Here is a 21,485-nt window from a genome sequence, read left to right on the forward strand (position 1 = left end):
CCCCCGGGCCATTGGCCCACGGCCCCAGAAACAGAAAGTGAGCCACCGAAATGGATACCTCCCGCCTGCCCCAAACCAAAGATGTGGTTTTGATCGGAGGCGGGCATTCCCATGCGCTGGTGCTGCTGAAATGGGGGATGCGCCCGTTGCCCGGCGCGCGGCTGACGCTGATCAACCCCGGCCCCACCGCGCCCTATTCGGGGATGCTGCCCGGCTTTGTCGCCGGTCACTACGCGCGGGGCGATCTTGATATCGATCTGGTCCGGCTGGCGCGCTTCGCCGGGGCGCGGCTGGTGCAGGGCGCGGCGGAGGGACTTGATCCAGACACCCGCAGCGTCAGGGTGCCGGGGCGACCTGACATCGCTTATGACGTGGCCTCGGTCGATGTGGGGATTACCTCCGACATGCCGGACCTGCCAGGGTTTGCAGAACATGGCATCCCGGCGAAGCCGCTTGGTAGTTTTGCCCGCCGCTGGGACGCGTTCCGCGGCGGCGATGGCCCTGCCCGCATCGCGGTGATCGGCGGCGGCGTGGCCGGAGCCGAGCTGGTTCTGGCGATGGCTCACGCCCTGCGCAGCCGGGGCCGCCTGGAACAAGCCACCCTGATCGACAGCGGCACGGTTCTGGGCACCGCCAGCGCCGGGATCCGCGAGCGGCTGCGCCGCGCCTTTTCCGAGCAAGGCGTCACCGTCGTTGAAAACACCGCCGTCAATCGCATCCATTCCAGCCATATCGAACTCGAAGGCGGGCGCGAGGTTCTCTCGGACTTCACCACCGGCGCTGCCGGGGCGCGCCCGCATGACTGGCTGGCCGATACCGGGCTTGAGGTACAGGACGGCTTCCTTACCGTTTCGGACAGCCTGCAAACCTCGGACCCGCAGGTCTTTGCCGCCGGGGATTGCGCCCATCTGGCCTATGCCCCGCGCCCCAAGGCCGGCGTCTACGCAGTGCGGCAGGCCCCGGTTCTGCTGCACAATCTGCGCGCCGCCATCACCGGCGATCCAATGCGCCACTACCGGCCGCAGAAGGATTACCTGAAACTAATTTCCATGGGCGCCAAGGAAGCGCTGGGAGAAAGGTTCGGCACCCAGTTTTCCGGCCCGATGATCTGGCGCTGGAAGGACCGGATCGATCAGAACTTCATGGAGCAATTCCGGAGCCTGCCCGAAATGGAGGTGCCGGATTTGCCGCCCGAACACACGCTGGACCTGCCCGCAGTGCTGGGCGACAAACCCATGTGCGGCGGCTGCGGTGCCAAGGCCGGGCGCGCCGCCTTGCATGCGGCAGGCGTGTCGCGCGTGGCGAGTCTGCGTGAGGATGTCACCGCCCTGCCCGGAGATGATGCCGCGCTACTGACCATGGGCGACGTGCGGCAGGTGATCAGCACCGATCATCTGCGCGCCTTCAGCCTTGATCCCTTCGTGATGGCCCGTATCGCAGCGGTGCACGCGCTTGGCGATATCTGGGCCATGGGCGCCGCCCCGCAGGCCGCTACCGCCAACCTGATCCTGCCGCGTCTGGCGCCAGCCCTGCAGCAACGGACCCTGATTGAAATCATGACCGCCGCGCGCAGCGTGATGGAGGATGCAGGTGCCGAGATCATCGGCGGTCATACCTCGCTGGGGGATGAGCTGACTGTGGGGTTCACAGTCACCGGGCTTTGCAACCAGGATCCTGTGACCCTTGCCGGGGCGCAGCCGGGCGATGCATTGGTTCTGACCAAACCGCTCGGCTCCGGCGTAATCATGGCCGCCGAAATGGCAGGCAAGGCCGAAGGCGCCTGGGTCACCGCTGCGCTTGAACAGATGGCACAGCCGCAGGCCGCAGCCTCCCGAATTCTGGCACCCGAAGCCCACGCGATGACCGACGTCACCGGCTTTGGTCTGGCCGGGCATCTCCTTGGCATCTGCGAGGCTTCAGGCGTCAGTGCAGAGATTGATTTTGCCGCCATGCCGCTGATGGAGGGCGCCGCGCAGCTGGCCGACAGCGGCATCCGCTCCTCGCTATTCCCGGAAAACGCTGCGTTGCTGCCGGAATGGCGCACCAGTGGCGCGCAGGATCTGCTGTTCGACCCGCAGACCGCTGGCGGCCTGCTCGCGGCCCTACCGCAGGACAAGGCCGAAAGGGTGCTGCAGCAGCTGAAAGAGGCAGGTTACCCGGCGGCGCTCATCGGGAAGATTACCCAAGGCGCAGGGCAAATTGTTCTGACTTAAAAACCCTTTGCGGCCAGACCTTCAAGCGTGTCGCAGATGGTTGTGGCGGCAGATTGCAGCGTCTGATCGTCCAGATCCTTCAGTTGTACTTCTGCCACGGCATCAACGCCGATGCTGCGGCGTGAACTGCGGTAGGCCGGATCGTAATGCTGTTCCATCAGGGCGCGCGCCAAGCCTGCCATATCGCCCTCTTCGATCAGGGACAGCCAGCCATCCACCACCGCATTCGAGCGACGCGCACGAAGCCGCTCCAGCATTTCGGACAGTGTATCCGCATCTGGCAGACCGTCGCTGTAGGTCCGCAGCAGGTAGCGGCATCGTTCTTCGACCGAGGCGCTGACCTCGATCCGTGGCGCCTGTTTCATCAGGCTCCAGAGGCTGGGGGGAATGATCCGATCTCCAACCTTGCTCGACTCCGCCTCGACAAGCACAGGGCGGCTGGGGTCCAGACGGCTCAGCGCCCCCGCAAGCGCAGATTCAAACGCCTTCTGCCCGGGCTGGTCCTCCGGCATGCCCCCCAAAAGCGAGCCGCGATGATTGGCCAGACCTTCCAGATCCAGCACCTGCGCGCCCTGCTCTGCCACATGCTTCAGAAGGTCGGTCTTCGCCGTGCCGGTATAGCCATCCAACAGCACAAGCCGGTAAGGCAGATCGTCCTCATACAACATCTGATGCACCAGCCTGCGGTAGGACTGGTAGCCGCCTGAGATCATCTCGGCCCGCCAGCCGATCTGCTGCAAGAGATAGGTGAAACTGCCGGAGCGCTGCCCACCGCGCCAGCAATAGACCAGCGGCCGCCAGCCGCCTTCGTATTGGCTCAGCGTCTCTTCGATGTGCCGCGCGGCATTGCGGAACACCATGGCCGCGCCCAGCTTGCGCGCCAGAAAGGGGCTTTCTTGCACATAGATCGTGCCAACCTCAGCCCGTTCTTCATTGTTCAGAACCGGCAGGTTGATAGCACCGGGGACGTGATCCTCTGCAAATTCGGCCGGGCTACGCACATCAATGATGGTGTCATAGCCATGATCGTACATATCCTGAAGGGAAGAAAAACTTTTCACCATGAAACAGGGTCTAGCCCGCTGCATCCACAAGGGAAAGCGGGTTTTACGGACCCGGCTGCCGATTGACCGGCTGCGACACCGTATATGGTGGCCATTTACCCACTATTCTGGTTTATCTGTGCATCACAGTCGGACGAGACAGCAACAGCCGGAACAGGGTTTATGGACGCACAAGACGAGGATGATCACGCGTTGGATCTGCATCAGTTTCCCGGTCACCTGATCCGCCGCTTGCATCAGATTTCAGTGGCCCAGTTCACCGAAAAGGTCGCCGCCCACGATATCGACCTCACCCCTGTTCAATACGCCGCGCTGAAAGCCATTGATGCCAACCCTGGCATTGATCAGGCCTCGGTTGCGGGGCTTATTGCCTATGACCGGGCGACACTGGGCAAGGTGATCGACCGGCTGGAAGCGAAACAGCTGATCGACCGCACCGTCAGCCCGCGGGATCGCCGCGCGCGACAGCTGACCCTGACCGAAACTGGCAAAGAGGTTCTGGCCCGGGCGCACCCCCTTGTGCGCGAGGTGCAAGGCGAGATCCTCACCGGCCTCAGCCCTGAAGAGCAGGAACAATTCATGGCGCTGCTGCAAAAGGCGACAGCCGCTGGTAACGAACGCAGCCGCGCCCCCCTGCGCAGACCGCCCCGGCAAACCTAGCGCGTATAGCCTAAAAGGCATTCGCGTGGAGGCTTATGCTTTGGCCGCGTGTTTCGCCAGCCCCCGAACACATCTGTAAAAACGCAAAACGACCAGTTTTCAGAACGCGGGGCACGAAACGCGCCACCCGACTGAAAACCGGTCGTTTTTGCCTAAATCGCTTGCGCTCTTAGGCCGCTTTCAGCGCCTGGGACTCGGTGGCTCCGAAGAACTCCGAATGCAGCAGTGCGATGGCTGCGTCCTTGTCCTCGCGCTGCAGGATGAACTGGGTGTCCACATTGCGTGGCCCCTGCGTTGCACCGCGCGGCAGAATGTCCTTCTTCTCGAGGGCATTCATCCCGCGGGCCAGCACGTGCAGGCCACTCAGATCGCGTCCCACGACGGAGATCAGCGACAGCTTTTCGCTGTTGACCTCTGCCTGCGGGAAGCGGGCCAGCAGATCGGCCTCGACCCGGCGCATCGATTTCAGCGAGGCGTCCAGATAGTGGGTCACCGTATTGGCATTGGTCACCTTCGACACGATCCGCACGTTGTGGCGAGTCAGGATGTCCAGAACCGCAGCGTCATAGCCTTTGACACCGACCATGTCCTGTTCGAACAGCTCCAGCGCAATGATATCAAGGCCGGTGACGATTTCCGCCGCCGCCTTGGGCGCGGGTTGATCGTCGATCACCGTGCCCGGATCGTTCGGCTCAAAGCAGTTGGTGACGCGCAGCGGCACACCGGACTGGCGCAGGGTCTTTGCCGCCGAGGGATGGATCGCCTCCATGCCAAGGTTCGCCATCTGGTCCGCCACGTCATAGTTGGTATGGCCCAGCTTGCGCGCGTTCTCGGCGCCGACCAGTTTGGGATCGGCAGAGGACAGGTGGAATTCCTTGTGGATGATCGCCTCGCGCGCGCCGGTCTGTGCGGCCAGCTGCGAGAAGGTCACCTCGGAATAGCCCCGGTCGAATTCCCGCATCAGGCCTTCGGCGCATTGCGCGTAGCCGGTGACGATGGGCATTTCCTGCGCCGGGTCGACCCCTTCCAGAGCCGTTTCAATCCGCTGTTCCAGCGACATATCCGCATCGCCGCGCCAGCCGGACAGATCCACCAGACGCGCGTTGACGCCCGCCCGCTGCAACATCAGCACGGCAACCAGCGCCGAATGCGCCTCGCCGAGACCAGAGAGCAGCTCGCGGATCTGCAGCAGATGCGTGTTGAGGCGGAAATGTCCGTAGGAGCACAGACGCTGCAGGTCGATCAGACAGTTGCGGGCACCTTCGATACGTTCCTGCACAAAGGCGGTCGCCTGGGCAACATCGCCGGCATTGTCCAGAACCGCCTCATGCGCGGCGATCATCGCGGCCGAGACCTCGTTCAGGGCATCGAACCAGCCGTGGTCATCCTCGGCATTGGCAAAGCGGGCATAGACACCGGGGGCACCGGTCTTCTTGTGCTCCAGCAGAAGATTGGTGATGCCACCAAAGGCGGACACCACGAAAATACGCCCGTATTCGGGCTCATCGTTCTTGATGAACAGCGTATCCCGTAGCTCGTTCAGGCGGGACATGGATGTCCCGCCGATCTTTTCTACAGTATGGGTCATGGCTTAAGCCTCGACGGTTTCTGGCGCCGCGTAGGATCCGTCTTCCCGGTGTACTTCGGTTCCCGTAACGGGCGGATTGAAGCAGCAGGCCATCACGAGCTGTTCGTCAGCCTTCAGCACGTGGCGGTCGTGTTTGTCGAGCGCATACATCACGCCGGGACGGATGTGATGCGTCTCGCCGGTCGCCAGGTCGGTGATCGACCCGGTGCCCTGCATGCAATAGACGCTCTCAAAGTGGTTCTTGTATTCGAACGTATGTTCCGAGCCTGCCTCGAGGAAGGTGATGTGGAAGGAAAAGCCCATCCCATCATCGGCCAGAAGCATACGGACGCTGGTCCACTCCGCATCGCTGACCACGCGGTCGCGGTCTTTTTCAAGGATATCGTTATAGTCACGGACAATCATTGTCTTACTCCGCTGCAACTTTGGTTGTTCCGATCACGTCCCGCGCGGCATCCTTGAGAATGCTGAGGCCAGCTTCGAGCTGGGCGTCGGGCGTGGTCAGGGGGGCGAGGATCTTGACGACCTCATCATTAGGGCCGGAGGTTTCGACAATCAGGCCATTCTGGAACGCACGGGCGCAGATATCCCCAGCCAGTTCACCAGATCCGACATCGACACCGCGCATCATGCTGCGACCCTTGAGCCGCGAGCCGGGCACCATGTCGGCGATTTCCTGCAGGGCCTTTTCGACGATCTTCGCCCGGCGGGCGATGTCATCCTGAAAGGCGCTGTCCGACCAGAATTTCTCGATCGCGACGCGGGCCGTGACAAAGGCATGGGTGTTGCCGCGGAAGGTGCCGTTGTGTTCGGCAGGGCCCATCACGTCATGTTCGGGCTTCACCAGAACCAGCGCCATCGGCAGGCCAAAACCCGAAACCGATTTCGCCATGGTGACGATGTCGGGGTCGATGCCGAACTCTTCGAACGAGAAGAAGGTCCCGGTGCGGCCGCAACCGGCCTGAATATCGTCGATGATCAGCAGAGCGCCTGCTTCCTTAGCCAGACGTGCAACGCGCTGCACCCATTCGGGGCGCGCAGCATTCAGGCCACCTTCGCCCTGCACGGTTTCCAGCAGGATTGCGGCAGGTGCGTCCAGACCCGAAGACGGATCGTTCAGCATCGCCTCCAGGTAATCGGCGGTATCGGTGCCCTGCCCCATGTAGCCGTCAAACGGCAGACGGGTCACGTTATTGAGGGGCAGCCCGGCGCCGCCGCGGTGATAGCCGTTGCCGGTGGCGGCCAGCGCACCCTGCGTCACACCGTGGAACCCATTGGTGAAGGCCACGATATTGCTGCGCCCGGTTACCTTGCGGGCGATTTTCATCGCCGCTTCAACCGCGTTGGCACCGGTGGGACCGGTGAACATCACCTTGTGGTCCATGTTACGCGGACGCAGGATGACATTCTCGAAGGTCTCGAGGAAGTCGGCCTTGGTATTGGTGTGCATGTCCAGACCATGGGCGATGCCGTCGGCCTGCAGATGCGCGATCAGCGCCTCTTTCATGTCCGGGTCGTTGTGCCCGTAGTTGAGCGACGAGCAGCCGGCCAGAAAGTCGATATAGGTTTTCCCGTCGCGGGCGGTCATTTCAGAGCCCTGCGCCGAGGTGAAGACGGTATCAAAGCCGCGGCAATAGCTGCGCGCTTCGGATTCCCGACGTTTGAATACAGTTGTGGTGGAGGTGTTCGTAGACATACGACCTCTTTTGGGTGGGAGAAGAGTTGAAAGTGAAAACCGACGTCTGCGCGGCTCAAGCAGCCAGCTGAGCGCGCTCGTCCAGGGGGATGGTCACCAGGTTTTCCGTTTTATGACGATCCTGGAAGTGCAGCGCCTGCGTGTAGTAGGGCTGAATATCCAGACCGCTGTCCTGAAGCTTGGCGAACTTGCGGAACAACGCCCAGGAGGCGTCATTGTCGGCGGTAATCGTAGTTTGCAAGCGGGTGACGCCTTCGCAGGCCTCACGCTGCATGATCGATTGCAGCATCAGCGCGCCCAGACCGCGGCCGCGTGCCTTTTCGGACACGGCAACCTGCCATACAAACAGCGTTTCGGGGTCGTTGGGCATAACGTAGGCAGAGATCCACCCCACGGCCTCGCCCGACAGCTCGGCCAGTACGCATGTGTCGGCAAAATGATCGCACTGCAGCAAGTTGCAGTACATCGAATTCTCGTCAAGCGGCCTGCAGCTGCGGACCAGCTCCCAGATATCCGCGCCATCCGACGCTGTCGGTTTACGCAGTGTGGGCAGCGGGATCCGCCTCGGGTCAGCGTGGTATTGCATGTGTTCGCTCCTTTCGCTTCGGCAATCGAAATAGCAGCGCCTCACGAAAACTTCAACAGGCAAAGCAAAATTTGCGACACAAACGTCGCTTTTAGGCATTATGTCGCGGAGAACGTCGTATTTGGCCCCCTGCATCCTTTATATTTCAAAGTGTATTCTGCTTTGAATAGCGTCATATTTTCCTATATAGTTTGATGATCAAAACAACGGAGTCTTCATGGATCGCATCGACAGCAGCTTGATCGCGCTTCGGCGCATCGTCCGGGCCACCGAATTGTTCGGACGTGAGATACGACAAACCACTGGCGTGACACCTGCACAGTTCCGGGTTCTTCAGATCATCGGAGAACAGGGCTACAGCACTGCCAAGGCGATTTCTCTGCGGATGCGGGTGTCCCAGGGCACCATCACCTCGTTTGTCGACAAGCTGGTGCGTGACGGTCTGGTGCTGCGTGAAAAGTCGAGCCAGGACCGGCGGCAGACCAATATCCTGCTGACCGATGCCGGTCGTCAGGTCCTGACTGAGGCACCCGATCCGCTGCAACAACGCTTTGTACGCAAGTTCAACGCGATGGAAGACTGGGAGCAGGCGATGCTGGTGGCGGGCCTTGAACGCGTGGCGGCGATGCTGGATGCCGACGACATTGACGCGTCCCCAGTGCTGGACACAGGCGACATCCGCCACGCCGTCGACCACTAGGCCGGGCACCGCGGGGCGCCGGGCTTACACTGCGCCGCGCAAAGTGCCCCTTGCGAAAACGCGACCCCATACAGACGGACGACCCCAAGGGCGGGCGCGCATAGCCCCCCCTTTTGCAGTGGTCGGGCGGTTTCGGAGCCCAGATATAGCCCCACTTGCCCCACGGAGGCATGGAACCCCCAGCCACTCACCCCTCTTCACGGCAATATTTTAAGACGATTTATCAATGACCTACAAAGTAAATGTAAAAAACATTTACTTATAGACTTGCAGGGCGCAGGCGAGCGCACGATATTGAGGATGTGAAGGCGATTTACATCAACCCAATACCGGAGGTTCCAATGACGAGTATCACCCCCACCGCAGCCGCCCCGCATGACCAGGGCTGGTTTTCCCGCAGCGAGGCCTGGCTGGACAGCAAAGGCAAAGGCGCCTGGATTGCTGCCATGGTGCTTGGCTTTGTGTTCTTCTGGCCAATCGGCCTCGCCCTGCTGTTTTACATGATCTGGAGCAAACGTATGTTCAACAAATCCTGCCGCCACCGCAAATCCTGGACCCGCCACGGCATGTCCGCCATGACCTCGAGCGGCAACAGTGCCTTTGACGCCTACAAGGCCGATACGCTGCGCCGCCTGGAACAGGAACAGGATGATTTCAACGCCTTCCTGCAGCGCCTGCGCGAAGCCAAGGACAAGGCTGAGTTCGACGAATTCATGGAACAGCGCGCCGCCGCCCCTGCCGAAGCGCAGGACATCGGCGACGAGGATATCGGCGACAAACGCCACTGATCCCTACTGACATCAGCGCCTCCCGCCCATAGATACGGGTGGGAGGCCTCGGTTGCCCGCCTGCCCCCACACGCCCGCAAAACAGGACACCTGAGATGACCGCCCTGCCCGACCCGGATTACCAAGCTGAATTCTACGCATCGGTTGCCCCCAAACGGCTGCTGGCCTGGGTCGTCGACAGCCTGATCATATTCGGCCTGTGTATGGCGACGGTGGTGATGACTGCCTTTGTCGGGCTCTTCATCTGGCCGCTGCTCTATCTGACGATCGGCTTTGCCTACCGGACGGTTACCATCGCCAACGGCTCTGCCACGCTGGGGATGCGCTTTGCAGGCATCGAGCTGCGTGACCTTTCCGGCCAGCGGATGGATCTGCAGATGGCCGCGCTGCATACGGGTGCTTATACGGTTGCTCTGGCCGTGCCGCTTTTGCAGGTGGTCTCGGTGATCATGATGCTGACATCGCCACGCGGTCAGGGGCTGGGCGATGCCATTCTCGGCACGGTGATGCTGAACCGGCGCAGCATCCAGCGATAGCGGTCAACTCGGGGCAAACACCCCGCTTGGCAATCACTGTTAAACCATTTGTGCAGACCGGCCTTGGCGGGCGGGTTGGTCGTTGCTATCGTGAACTCCTGCCTTATTGTGTTTTTTGACAAGCCTTGGACTCAAGCCCGACCCTATGCGCCATACTCTTCCGATCGCACCGCAGTTCTATGTGACTGCGCCCCAACCATGCCCCTATCTGGAGGGGCGGATGGAGCGTAAGCTGTTCACGGCGTTGCAGGGCGATGGTGTCGAGCAGCTGAACAATAGCCTCTCGCAACAGGGGTTCCGGCGCTCTCAGAACGTGCTGTATCGTCCGTCCTGTTCGGAATGTTCGGCCTGCCTGTCGGCGCGCATCAACGTGGCAGAGTTCACGCCCAGCCGCAGCCAGAAACGCACCAGCAAGCGCAACGCGCATCTGGTCCGCCGGGCAACATCACCTTGGGCAACGGAGGACCAGTACCAGCTGTTCCGCGACTATCTGGACAGCCGCCACGCGGATGGCGGCATGGCCGATATGGACGTGTTCGAATATGCCGCAATGATCGAGGAGACTCCGGTGCGCAGTCGGGTGGTGGAATACACCAATCCCGAAGACAACGCACTGACTGCGGTGTCGCTGACCGATGTGCTCGAAGACGGGTTGAGCATGGTCTATTCCTTCTACAACCCGAACCTGCCGCAGAATTCGCTGGGCACTTATATGATCCTCGATCACATCGACATCGCGCGCGATGCCGGGCTGCCCTATGTCTACCTCGGCTACTGGGTCAAAGGCAGCCCAAAGATGGGGTATAAGGTCAAGTTCTCGGGCCTTGAGGTCTATCAAGGGGGCAAGTGGACAGCGATGTCCGAGGTTCAAGATACTGCGGACAGCCCTGCGACCGATACGATTTCCGAGCAGGTCGCCAATATTCAGCTTCCCCAGCAGCCGGTCCACCGCGGGCGGTAACTCTCCAGCAGTCGGAGCCCTAGCCCCAACAACCACGCAGCCAACCGCTGAAGGCGTCTCTTGGGGCTGCACGCGCGTCTCTACAGCTCGACCTTGACGCTATCCGGCGGATCTCGCCGGGTCCGGCCTGTCTGCCTGTGCGCTCCAGTCACCACCATCTGCACCGCCGCCATGAAAAAGGGGCCCGCGAGGGCCCCTTAAGTCTTTGTGATATCCTGAACCGGATCAGCCTGGCATCAGCGCCGGTACGATTGTCACGATCGACGGGAACAGCCACAGGATCGCAAGACCAACCACCTGGATCAGCACGAAGGGAAGCACCCCGCGATAGATATGACCCGTTGTCACCTCCTTCGGTGCAACCCCGCGCAGGTAGAACAGAGCAAAGCCGAAAGGCGGTGTCAGGAACGAGGTCTGCAGGTTCACCGCGACCATGATCGTCACCCATTTCGGATCGAAGGAGCCACCGTAGATCACCGGCCCGACGATCGGGATCACGATGTAGATGATCTCAAGGAAGTCGAGCACGAAGCCCAGGAAGAACAGCACCAGCATCACGATCAGGAAGACCGTCATCTCGTTATCAAAGCTCTTCAGGAACTGCTGGATGTAGTGCTCACCGCCAAAGGAGATCACCACCAGGTTCAGAAGCTGCGAGCCGATCAGGATGGTGAAGACCATCGAGGTCACCTTCGCCGTCTCACGCACGATCGGCGTCAGAACCCCGCCCTTGAACAGCACCCAGCAGCCAAACAGCAGGCCGAACAGCGCATAAAGGTAGGCCGCATAAGCGAAGAAGAAGGCCACCCAGCTTTCGAACGACACATTGTCCTGATTGATCCGCAGATCGAAGTTCACCCCGATCAGGATGCACAGGATCACCGCGAAGGTGGACCAGATGATCACCTTGCCCGAGCGTCCCTCGTCCTGCAGACGGCGATACGCCGCCAGCATGATGGCACCGCCAGCCCCCAGCGCCGCAGCGGGCGTCGGGTTGGTGATACCGCCAAGGATCGAGCCCAGAACGGCGACGATCAGAACCAGCGGCGGGAAGACCACCCGGATCAGATCGTTGCGCGCACAGCGGATCGCCGCCTCTTTACAGCCGTAAAGCGCGATCGCCAGCGGGATCAGCATCAGCAGCACCGTCGCCCCGGGGGACGTGGTCGGCGCGATCAGCAGAATGTCGACCAGTGCCAGCAGCAGAAGACCGATGGCCCCTACGATCAGCGGCTTGGTATCGCGCGACGGCGCAACACCGCGGCCAACGGCCAGAACCAGGCCCAGCAGAACGATGATCACCGCGATACCGGTGCCGATCGGCGCCGCGTTGGCAATCTTCTCTACCTCTGCCGCAGCGATCTCTTCCTCGCTCAGACGCTCAGCCGAGGCGACACCGCCAGCGGCATCAATCGCCTTCTGCTCTTCCACCGCTGCGTCCCAGGCTTCCTGACCATGCAGTTCGATCATCGAGGCCTGACATTCCGCCCCGACCGAGGTGCGCAGCGACGCGGTCTGACCAGCGTCGGAGAAGCTGGACACATTGATGTTCTGCGAGCCAACAACGCCGAACGAGCCAAGCAGCACGGTGCCGACGATGATCGCAGCAGGCGCGCCCAGGAACCAGGTCAGGGCCTCGGTACGGGTCACCGGTTCGTCACTGGCGCCGCCGAGCTCAACTGCAGGTGCCTTTTCCGGGTTCATCAGCGCATAGCCAAAGGCATAAAGCGCATAAAGAAGCGCCAGCATGATGCCCGGTAGCAGCGCCGCCTGGAACAGGGTCCCGACCGAAACCACCGCAGGCTCACCCAGGAAGGTCAGCGCATCGGTACAGCCCGCTTCCTGCGCACGGTTTTCCTGCGCAGTTGAGTAAAGATCCCCTGCCAGCGTGCCCAGAAGAACGATCACGATAGAGGGCGGGATGATCTGCCCCAGCGTGCCCGAAGCTGCAATCACACCCGTCGCCAGCTCCGGCGAGTAGTTGTTGCGCAGCATGGTGGGCAGCGCCAGAAGCCCCATGGTCACCACAGTCGCGCCCACGATGCCGGTCGAAGCGGCCAGGAAGGCCCCGACAACCACGATGGACACGGCCAGACCGCCGGGCAGCGGACCAAAGACGCGCGCCATGGTGGTCAGCAGATCGTTGGCGATCTTCGACCGCTCCAGGGTGATCCCCATCAGAACGAACATCAGAACCGCCAGCAGCGTTTCAATCGACGCCCCTGCCAGAACCCGCTCGTTCATGCGGTTCACGATGAAGGAGACGTTGCGATCCATCGCGCTTTCCCAGCCCTGCGGGAACACATGCTCGGCAACGCGTGGAAGATCCGGATATCGGAAGATGGATATGACATCGGGTTTGACGCCCGAATTCACCAGATCCCGGTAGACCTGCGACGAGGTGTCGATGGCCTGGTGAACCAGAAGCCCGGCACTGTCGAGCGCCGCGATAATCCCGAAGGAGATGATGCCGGCGCCGCCGATGGCAAAGGCCACCGGGAAGCCGGAAAGAATGCCTCCGAAAAGGCAGAAGAATACGATGATCAGGCCGATTTCGACGCCATCAAGACCGAATAGCATGTCAGCTGTCCCTTAGTTTAATGCGCGCCTTCATAGGCTTCTTCGCCCTCTCCAAGGGTATCCTTGTCGAGGTATTTGTTTTCACTACCCTGACCTTCGACGAACTCGAGGAACGAGCGGTAGAAGAAGGCAATGGCGTGCAGGAAGACGATGCCTGCAAACGAGACCAGCAGGATCTTGAACAGGAAGTACCCGTTGAAGCCGTTCGGGCTGAACCCGATGGTTTCCACGTTCCAGCGCAGCGCACGTGCTTTCATCACCAGCCGGTCAAGCCCATCAGAGGCCGAAGGCTTCGGCACGATCAGGTGGCGCCACAGGAAGAACCAGCCATACATCCAGGTCAGAACAGCCGCAGGCATCATGAAGATCAGCGAGCCGATCATGTCGATCACCCGCTTGGCGCGGAAGCTGATGCCAGAGTAGATCAGGTCAACCCGCACATGGCCGCCCTGCACGAATGTGTAGGCAACGCACATACAGACCACCAGCGCGTTATAGAGCTTCAACTCTTCGGCAAACCACGAGATGTCCATCTGCAGTTCGATCCCCAGACCGAAGCTCATGTCCGGCCGGGCAAAGACCCGCTGCATGAAAACGATGATGATCTGCTGGATGACCATGATCAGACCGGCCCAGGCGAACAGGCGGCCGATGGTATTGGCAAAGCCTTCCAGCCCGCGCACCACGCCCCACATGACTTGGCGCTGGTAAATCCCCACCGCTGTCAGAACCAGAAACGCGGTAAACACTACAAAGAAGAACTCGACCGAGCCACCGAAGTAGACAAAGCGCATAAGCGACTGTTTGTCCTCTACGGACTCCAGCCCTCCGGTCCATGCCAGCCATTCGCTGGTATGGGAGAGCGCGTAGCCAAGGTTGTAAAAGGCGCCAGCGATGTTCTGGACCAGCCAGACAAGACCACCCCACAGGGCGCCGAAAAAGGAAATGCCACTGTCGTCCTGCATTGTTCCCCCGGGATCATTGATTGCGGCGGGTCTTTAGATGAGCTGGCTGTGCTCCACAAGGAGCTGGCTTGCCCGGTTCGACCTGCTGCAATGGAAAAGGGATCCCCCGCACAATGGCGGAGGATCCGATGAAAGCGTAAGTACGCCGCTTAGCCCAGAACGCGGTCGCGCTGCGACACGTAGGTGCCCGAGGAAGTCTTGATCCAGGCGGAGGAGGACTTCATCGAAGCCATGGCGCTGTCGTGGATCTTCTTGTAGAGATCGTCGCCCATGTTTTCCGCATGCACTTCCATGGAAGCCTTACCGAAGGCATCCCAGACGGAGTCCGGGAATTCCATCAGTTTCACGCCACCGGCCTGCAGACGCTGCAGAGCGGCACCGTTGTTGGCCAGGAACTGTGCCAGGTTCCACTGGTGGCATTCAGCCGATGCGATTTCGATGATCTTCTGATGCGCGGGGCTCAGGCTCTCGAATACGTCGCGGTTGGTTGCAACCGACAGACCTGCACCCGGCTCGTGGAAGCCAGCGGTGTAGTAGGTCTTGGTGATTTCCTGGAAGCCGGCTTTTTCGTCCGCCCAGGGGCCGATCCACTCGGTGCCGTCGATAGCGCCAGAGGACAGAGCCTGGTACACTTCGGAACCCGGGATGTTCTGAACGGAAGCGCCCAGTTTACCCAGTGCCTTGCCGCCCAGACCCGGCATACGGAACTTCAGTCCGTTGAAGTCTTCGGGGCTGTTGATCTCTTTGGAGAACCAGCCGCCAGCCTGCGCGCCGGTGTTGCCGCCGAGGAAGGATTTCAGACCAAAGATCTGACCCAGCTCGTCGTGCAGCTCCATACCGCCGTCGAAGTAGTACCAGTTGGACAGTTCCTGCGCGGTCATGCCGAAGGGCACGGCGGTAAAGAAGGCATAGCCCGGGTGCTGACCAACGAAGTAGTAGTCGGCGCCGTGGTACATGTCGGCCTGACCCGAGGAAACGGCGTCAAACACTTCAAAGGCGCCAACCAGTTCGCCTGCGGCTTTGATGTCGACAGTCAGGTTGCCATCGGACATGGCGGTGACGTTGTCTGCAACGCGCTGAGCGGCGTCAAACACGCCAGCCAGACCACGACCCCAGGTGGTAACCATGGTCAGGGTGCGCTTACCCTGAGCATAAGCCGGAGCTGCCAGAGTGGACGCAGCAGCGGCGGTACCGCCCAGAGCGGATGTTTTCAAAAAGGAACGACGATCCATGATGTTTTCCTCCCAGATATATGGATTGCCCGCAGCAAAGCCTTGGGCGGATCGGTTCGAGTGGCGTCAGCCTAGCCACGGGGCCAAACTTGTGAATACCTAGTACTGCGTAGATCGGCGCTTTTTTGGTAAGTTTCAGTCCGATTGTTGCACTAATTTTGAGCGCAGGCTTCTTTTGTTACGCAGGTGACGGCAAAATCTGCCTCAAAGCCCCCTTTGCTTTCGGATTTCGATTGCGTAACGATTCGCCTTCCCTCTCTCACAGCCGCCGGACAGCCCTATGCCCCCGTTCTCCAGCCTGTTTTCCAGCCTGTTCCGACCAAACTATGCGCAGAAACTTTCGCTTCTGGCGACGCTGCCTCTGGTGGTGGCAGTGGCGGCGATTGCGCTCTTGGTGGCCAATCAGTCCCGCGCCCTCGCCGAGCGGGAGATCAAGGCCTTGGAGCGGCAGCTGATCGAAGCCAAGAAGGCCGAACTGCGCAACTATGTCACCCAGGCTCGCAATGCCTTTTCCCATATCTATGGTCTGGCTGCGCCGGATGATGCGGATGCAAAGGAACGGGTGACGCAAATCCTTAGCGCGATGATCTACGGCCAGGACGGCTTCTTTTTCGTCTATGATTATGACGGCAACAATCTGGTCAGCCCCCGGCAAACTGAGTTCATCAACCAGAACTGGCGCGGGCTCACCGACAGCCAGGGCACGCCGGTCGTGGACACCTTCATCGAGCAGGCGCGCCAAGGCGCAGGCTGGCACAGTTTCATGTGGGAAAAACCATCGACTGGCGAAGAAGCGCAGATGGTAACCTACGTCCTTGGCCTGCAGGACTGGCAATGGGCGGTCGGGACCGGCGTCTTCATCGACGATGTACTGGCCTCGGTTGCCGCCAGCCGCGCCGAGGTGGAAGCCCGGGTGCGCCGGACCTTTATCTATATTGGCGGAATTACCCTTGTCGCACTGGTCCTTGTCTTTGCATCGGGCATGGTTCTGAACATCCGCGAACGCCGCCTTGCCGATGCCAAGCTGAAGGAACTGACACAGCGGGTTTTCGACGCGCAGGAAGAAGAGCGTGGACGCGTGGCCCGCGAGCTGCACGACGGGATCAGCCAGCTTCTGGTCGGGGTGCGCTATGCGCTGGACAACACCCGGCGGCGCCTGATGCGGGGCGATCACGATGGCGCTTCGGATCCGCTCGACAAAGGCATCGAACACCTTGGCATCGCCATCTCCGAAGTGCGCCGCATCAGCCGGGATCTGCGCCCGGGAGTGCTGGATGATCTGGGCCTTGGTCCTGCGCTGAAGGCGCTTACCGATGATTTTGCGGCCCGCACCGGAATCGAAACGGATTTTACCACTGTGGTGTTCCGCAACCGGCTGGATCAGGATGCCAAGATCGCCATGTACCGCATCGCGCAGGAGGCGCTGACCAATATCGAACGGCACGCGGATGCAAGCCATGTCAGTATCGACCTGCGTGGCCACGCCCGCGGCGCCACCATGCGCATCAGCGACAATGGCCGTGGCCTGCCCCAGAAAAAGCCCGAAGGCGAGCCGGGCATCGGCCTGCGCAACATGCAAGAGCGGATCGATCAGCTTGACGGCACCTTGCGGATTCTGTCATCACGGGGCACCCAGAGCGGCACGGTGATCGAAGCAACACTCCCTTTGAGCCATCTGCTGCCACCGGGGAACGAAGCCGCTCCGAAACGCGTGTCGTAGTGGCAGATGCAGGATCCGTATCTCTGCCGGGTCCGAAGCATATAGGCAGTTGGGGGATGGCACTCTGCTGAAAGACGGAAATTGCGAGCCTGTGCGTGTCCTGATCGTGGACGACCACCCGATGGTCGCCGAGGGCATCCAGTCGATTCTCGAAAGCTACGCTGACATCGCGGTGGTCGGATCATTGACCGACGGCGAAGAAGCGGTGAGCCGCGTCGCCGAGCTGGCGCCCGATGTGATCCTCATGGATCTCAACATGCCCCGGTTGGGTGGCCTCGGCGCCACCGAAATCATATTGGAGCGCAGCCCCAGCACTCGTATCCTGATCCTGTCGATGCACGACAGCCCGGAATATATCTCTACCGCGCTCAGCCATGGCGCCATGGGATATGTGCTAAAGGACGTGCCCACCGAAGAGATCAAGGACGCTATCGACGCGGTGATGCGCGGTGAACGCTATCTCTGCACCGGCGCCGAAGGGTCGCTGAAGCCCAAGGACAGCGGCCTGCGCGAGGCGCTGACCGGGCGCGAACAGACCATCCTCTTGGAACTAGCTCAGGGCAAATCCAACAAGGAAGTTGCCCTTGCGCTCGATATTTCGGTGCGCACAGTGGAAACCCACCGCAAGAACATCAAGCGCAAGCTGGGCATTTCCTCGACCGCCGGCCTCACCCGCTATGCGCTGCAACACGGCGTTCTACAGGGCACTGGCGTCGGGCTGTAGCCCCTGCTCCCCCACCCCATTTCCGGGGCATGCGACACCTGCGGCTGAGTCCCTGCGGCTCGGGTTTCGGTCACATTTCCGGGAGTCTCCTTTTGAGAAATGTCGCAACGCGCCCCTTGAGCGCAAGAAAATGTCGAAAGATGGGCATTTTTGATGGGTTTGCCTGTTGACGCCCCTGCCGGCCGGTCATAGTCTGCGCTTCAACGCAAAAGAGGAGCCTGGGGTAAATGACCTCCCTAGTCGTCATTGTAGGAACCAAGCGCATGGGCCGGTAACGGTTGACCATAATCTGACCCATGCGCCTCCGACCTAGAAAATCGGGGGCTTTTTTTATGCGGAATGGACGTTGCCGCCAACTGGAGCAAAAGCAGATGACACGTGAAATGACCGGCGCAAAAATGGTTGTTCAGGCCCTGAAGGATCAGGGCGTGGACACGGTATTCGGATACCCCGGTGGCGCCGTGCTTCCGATCTATGATGAAATCTTCCTGCAGAACGATATCCGCCACATTCTGGTCCGCCACGAGCAAGGCGCGGTGCACGCCGCCGAAGGATATGCGCGTTCGACCGGAAAACCCGGCGTCGTTCTTGTCACCTCGGGGCCCGGTGCAACAAATGCGGTGACCGGCCTCACCGATGCGCTGCTCGATTCCATTCCGCTTGTGGTGCTGACCGGTCAGGTGCCGACCTTCATGATCGGTTCAGACGCCTTCCAGGAGGCGGACACCGTTGGCATCACCCGCCCCTGCACCAAGCACAACTGGCTGGTGAAGGACACCGACAAGCTGTCCGGTACCCTGCACGAGGCGTTCCATGTCGCCACCTCGGGCCGCCCCGGTCCGGTTCTGATCGACATTCCGAAAGACGTGCAATTCGCCACCGGAACCTACACGACGCCGCGCCCCTCGGCCTCGCATTACCAGCCGCCGGTCAAGGGCGATATGGAAGAGATCACCGAACTGGTGGCCGCCATCGAGACCGCCAAACGCCCGGTGTTCTATACCGGCGGCGGCGTGATCAACTCCGGCCCCGGCGCCAGCCAGCTGCTGCGCGAACTGGTGGATGCCACTGGCATTCCCGTAACCTCGACCCTGATGGGCCTTGGCGCCTATCCTGCGTCTGGCCCGAACTGGCTCGGCATGCTGGGTATGCATGGTCTTTACGAGGCCAACATGGCGATGCATGACTGCGACCTGATGATCAATATCGGCGCGCGGTTCGATGACCGGATCACTGGCCGCATCGATGCCTTCAGCCCAAAATCGACCAAGGCGCATATCGACATTGATCCTTCCTCGATCAACAAGGTGATCCGCGTCGATATCCCGATCGTGGGTGATGTGGGCCACGTGCTGGAAGATCTGCTGAAGGTCTGGAAATCCCGCGGTCGCAAGACCAACAAGGAAGCGCTGGCCAAATGGCAGGCCAAGATCTCCGAATGGCGCGCGGTCAATTGCCTGTCCTATACCCCGTCCGAAGGCACCATCAAACCGCAATACGCGCTGCAACGCCTTGAGGAGCTGACCAAGGGTCACGACCGTTACGTCACCACCGAGGTTGGGCAGCACCAGATGTGGGCGGCGCAGTTCCTTGGCTTTGAGGATCCCAACCGCTGGATGACCTCAGGCGGACTTGGCACCATGGGCTATGGTTTCCCGGCCTCCATCGGCGTGCAGATGGCGCACCCGGACGCACTGGTGATCAACGTCGCCGGCGAAGCGTCATGGCTGATGAACATGCAGGAGCTCGGCACCGCCGCGCAATACCGCCTGCCGGTAAAACAGTTCATCCTCAACAACGAACGCCTTGGCATGGTGCGCCAGTGGCAGGAACTGCTGCACGGTGAACGCTACAGCCACTCCTGGTCCGAAGCGCTGCCCGATTTCGTGAAGCTCGCCGAGGCCTTTGGCGCCAAGGGCATCATCTGCAAGGACCCCAAGGATCTGGACGATGCGATCATGGAGATGATCAACCACGACGGTCCAGTTGTCTTTGATTGCCTGGTTGAAAAGCACGAAAACTGCTTCCCGATGATCCCCTCGGGCAAACCCCATAACGAAATGCTGCTGGGCGAAGCCGAGACCCAGGGCGCCATTCAGGCCGGAGGTGCGGTGCTGGTCTGATCCACGCCGCTCCCCCTTCACCGAATTGATGGGCCCGGCAATCGCCGACACGGCCCGATAGGAATAAAAAAGGACAATTCCATGTCTGCCCTACACATCAAAAAAGGCGCCAGCAAACATTCGGCGTATAACCTGCGGCCCACGTTTTCCGACGTACAGGAACGTCACACGCTGGCATTGCTGGTTGAAAACGAACCCGGCGTTTTGGCCCGTGTCATCGGCCTGTTCTCCGGCCGCGGCTACAACATCGAAAGCCTGACCGTCGCCGAAGTCGATCACACCGGACACCTCAGCCGCATCACCGTGGTCACCACCGGCACCCCGCAGGTGATCGAGCAGATCAAGGCGCAGCTGGGCCGTATCGTGCCGGTTCACGAGGTGCACGATCTGACCGTCGAAGGCCCCGCGGTCGAGCGGGAACTGGCAATCCTCAAGGTCGTGAGCGATGGCGACAAGCGGGTCGAGGCCCTGCGCCTGGCCGATATCTTCCGCGCCAATGTCGTGGACAGCACCCTGGAAAGCTTCATCTTCGAAATCACTGGCGCCCCGGACAAGATCGACGCCTTTGCCGATCTGATGCGCCCGCTGGGTTTGATCGAAATCGCCCGTACCGGCGTTGCTGCCCTGCTGCGCGGCACCTGATTGCCGCGCCGGGAGAGGACCACCTGCCCCTTCCGACCGCATGTCTTGCACCGATAACACGAAAGGCCGCCCAATCTGGGCGGCCTTTTTGCGACGTCCGGGTCAGTAGAAAATCACGGGGCCTGCAGCGCCATGTCCGCTTGTAACAAAGCGCTGCGCCAGACCGTTCCGACAGTACGGGGGTTATCCGTAGCGCGCGGCCGTGTGCCATTTTGAGAAAGCCGGAAAGGGTATCACATTGTTTTCCGTTACCACCTCGACACCGCCAGACGCTTCAAAACTCCGCCCTGCACCTGTTGTGCGAACCGGATAATCGGCCGTCACCGCTGTTGAAGCCGCTTTTGGCAGCGGTGCTGCCTCGACCAGCATCTCGGACAGGTCAGGATACCCGACGTCATCCAGAATGACCGCATTGGCTGCCAACCGCATATTGCCTTTTTCGGTCAGGTCAAACTGTACCCAATCTCCCTTACACACCGCCGTCTGTGAGGCATCTCTGTGCCGGGAATAATAGGCCAGATCCCCCTGATCCTCACACCAGATAATTGCTTTTCCGACGGCGACGTCACTCCAAAGTACATATCCGATCATGTTGCAAGCCTCGTTCGTTTATCGCTCAATTCTGGGCCAATTGGAGAGGCGCCAACATGGCAAATACTGCGTCGGACTATTGCAATTTGTGTCAGCGAGGATAGTATCCCGACGTG

19 protein-coding genes are annotated in these 21,485 nt (G+C 60.8%); 10 read left to right on the forward strand and 9 right to left on the reverse strand.

Annotation, left to right across the window (positions count from 1 at the left end; genetic code table 11):
• The first annotated feature begins 50 nt into the window (after window positions 1-50).
• On the forward strand, window positions 51-2,213 hold the full coding sequence (selD, locus tag SM764_RS14235) for a selenide, water dikinase SelD (RefSeq protein WP_369002079.1): 2,163 nt from the start codon (window positions 51-53) through the stop codon (window positions 2,211-2,213).
• Here selD and mnmH read toward each other — a convergent pair.
• Window positions 2,210-3,277, reverse strand: a complete 1,068-nt coding sequence (gene mnmH, locus SM764_RS14240; RefSeq protein WP_369002080.1) for a tRNA 2-selenouridine(34) synthase MnmH — start codon at window positions 3,275-3,277, stop codon at window positions 2,210-2,212. The genes selD and mnmH overlap by 4 nt on opposite strands.
• A 162-nt stretch (window positions 3,278-3,439) precedes the next feature.
• Between mnmH and SM764_RS14245 the strand changes: the two genes are divergently transcribed.
• Entirely contained in the window at window positions 3,440-3,937 is a 498-nt protein-coding gene (locus SM764_RS14245; RefSeq protein WP_368948040.1) for a MarR family winged helix-turn-helix transcriptional regulator, read from the forward strand.
• 169 nt (window positions 3,938-4,106) lie between these two features.
• Here the strand turns inward: SM764_RS14245 and SM764_RS14250 are convergent, their stop codons facing one another.
• From SM764_RS14250 to ectA, 4 genes are read right to left on the reverse strand one after another with little or no spacing between them, the layout of a single operon-like run.
• The gene (locus SM764_RS14250; RefSeq protein WP_274866314.1) at window positions 4,107-5,525 is read right to left on the reverse strand and encodes an aspartate kinase; all 1,419 of its coding nucleotides are present in this window, start codon (window positions 5,523-5,525) and stop codon (window positions 4,107-4,109) included.
• A 3-nt stretch (window positions 5,526-5,528) separates the two neighbouring features.
• On the reverse strand, window positions 5,529-5,930 hold the full coding sequence (locus SM764_RS14255) for an ectoine synthase (protein ID WP_274833388.1): 402 nt from the start codon (window positions 5,928-5,930) through the stop codon (window positions 5,529-5,531).
• 4 nt (window positions 5,931-5,934) lie between these two features.
• On the reverse strand, window positions 5,935-7,221 hold the full coding sequence (ectB, locus tag SM764_RS14260) for a diaminobutyrate--2-oxoglutarate transaminase (RefSeq protein ID WP_369002081.1): 1,287 nt from the start codon (window positions 7,219-7,221) through the stop codon (window positions 5,935-5,937).
• Between the two features lie 55 nt (window positions 7,222-7,276).
• A complete protein-coding gene (gene ectA, locus SM764_RS14265) occupies window positions 7,277-7,807 on the reverse strand; it encodes a diaminobutyrate acetyltransferase (protein ID WP_065270594.1) in 531 nt (176 codons plus the stop codon).
• Between the two features lie 217 nt (window positions 7,808-8,024).
• On the opposite strand from ectA, the gene SM764_RS14270 reads away from it, so the two are divergent.
• From SM764_RS14270 to SM764_RS14285, 4 genes are all read left to right on the forward strand, one after another.
• Window positions 8,025-8,507, forward strand: a complete 483-nt coding sequence (locus tag SM764_RS14270) for a MarR family winged helix-turn-helix transcriptional regulator (RefSeq protein ID WP_065270595.1) — start codon at window positions 8,025-8,027, stop codon at window positions 8,505-8,507.
• Between the two features lie 341 nt (window positions 8,508-8,848).
• Window positions 8,849-9,295, forward strand: a complete 447-nt coding sequence (locus SM764_RS14275) for a DUF2852 domain-containing protein (RefSeq protein ID WP_368948037.1) — start codon at window positions 8,849-8,851, stop codon at window positions 9,293-9,295.
• 95 nt (window positions 9,296-9,390) lie between these two features.
• The gene (locus SM764_RS14280) at window positions 9,391-9,831 is read left to right on the forward strand and encodes an RDD family protein (RefSeq protein ID WP_369002082.1); all 441 of its coding nucleotides are present in this window, start codon (window positions 9,391-9,393) and stop codon (window positions 9,829-9,831) included.
• A 145-nt stretch (window positions 9,832-9,976) separates the two neighbouring features.
• The gene (locus SM764_RS14285) at window positions 9,977-10,792 is read left to right on the forward strand and encodes an arginyltransferase (RefSeq protein WP_274828962.1); all 816 of its coding nucleotides are present in this window, start codon (window positions 9,977-9,979) and stop codon (window positions 10,790-10,792) included.
• A 225-nt stretch (window positions 10,793-11,017) separates the two neighbouring features.
• Here SM764_RS14285 and SM764_RS14290 read toward each other — a convergent pair whose 3' ends face one another.
• The 3 genes from SM764_RS14290 to SM764_RS14300 form a co-directional block, all read right to left on the reverse strand.
• The gene (locus SM764_RS14290) at window positions 11,018-13,372 is read right to left on the reverse strand and encodes a TRAP transporter large permease (protein WP_065270599.1); all 2,355 of its coding nucleotides are present in this window, start codon (window positions 13,370-13,372) and stop codon (window positions 11,018-11,020) included.
• A 17-nt stretch (window positions 13,373-13,389) separates the two neighbouring features.
• Window positions 13,390-14,337, reverse strand: coding sequence for a TRAP transporter small permease subunit (locus SM764_RS14295; protein WP_065270600.1), 948 nt, complete (start codon window positions 14,335-14,337; stop codon window positions 13,390-13,392).
• Window positions 14,338-14,486: 149 nt separating this feature from the next.
• Entirely contained in the window at window positions 14,487-15,569 is a 1,083-nt protein-coding gene (locus SM764_RS14300; protein ID WP_065270601.1) for a TRAP transporter substrate-binding protein, read from the reverse strand.
• A 280-nt stretch (window positions 15,570-15,849) separates the two neighbouring features.
• On the opposite strand from SM764_RS14300, the gene SM764_RS14305 reads away from it, so the two are divergent.
• The 4 genes from SM764_RS14305 to ilvN all read left to right on the forward strand — a co-directional run bounded on the left by SM764_RS14305 (window position 15,850) and on the right by ilvN (window position 20,778).
• Complete coding sequence (locus SM764_RS14305) at window positions 15,850-17,289, forward strand: cache domain-containing protein (RefSeq protein WP_065270602.1); 1,440 nt, start codon at window positions 15,850-15,852, stop codon at window positions 17,287-17,289.
• Window positions 17,290-17,380: 91 nt separating this feature from the next.
• Window positions 17,381-18,013 (forward strand): response regulator transcription factor, encoded by a 633-nt coding sequence (locus SM764_RS14310; RefSeq protein WP_369002083.1) that lies wholly within the window; start codon window positions 17,381-17,383, stop codon window positions 18,011-18,013.
• 371 nt (window positions 18,014-18,384) lie between these two features.
• Window positions 18,385-20,136 carry an acetolactate synthase 3 large subunit gene (locus SM764_RS14315; protein ID WP_274828959.1) on the forward strand — a complete coding sequence of 584 codons (1,752 nt, stop codon included), beginning with the start codon at window positions 18,385-18,387 and terminating at the stop codon, window positions 20,134-20,136.
• An 81-nt stretch (window positions 20,137-20,217) separates the two neighbouring features.
• A complete protein-coding gene (gene ilvN / locus SM764_RS14320; protein WP_065273495.1) occupies window positions 20,218-20,778 on the forward strand; it encodes an acetolactate synthase small subunit in 561 nt (186 codons plus the stop codon).
• A gap of 183 nt (window positions 20,779-20,961) precedes the next feature.
• Here the strand turns inward: ilvN and SM764_RS14325 are convergent, their stop codons facing one another.
• Window positions 20,962-21,369 carry a hypothetical protein gene (locus SM764_RS14325; protein WP_368948034.1) on the reverse strand — a complete coding sequence of 136 codons (408 nt, stop codon included), beginning with the start codon at window positions 21,367-21,369 and terminating at the stop codon, window positions 20,962-20,964.
• Window positions 21,370-21,485 lie beyond the last annotated feature (116 nt).

This window comes from Pseudophaeobacter sp. 1A16562 (genome assembly GCF_041008785.1).
Taxonomy (GTDB): domain Bacteria; phylum Pseudomonadota; class Alphaproteobacteria; order Rhodobacterales; family Rhodobacteraceae; genus Phycobacter; species Phycobacter gallaeciensis_A.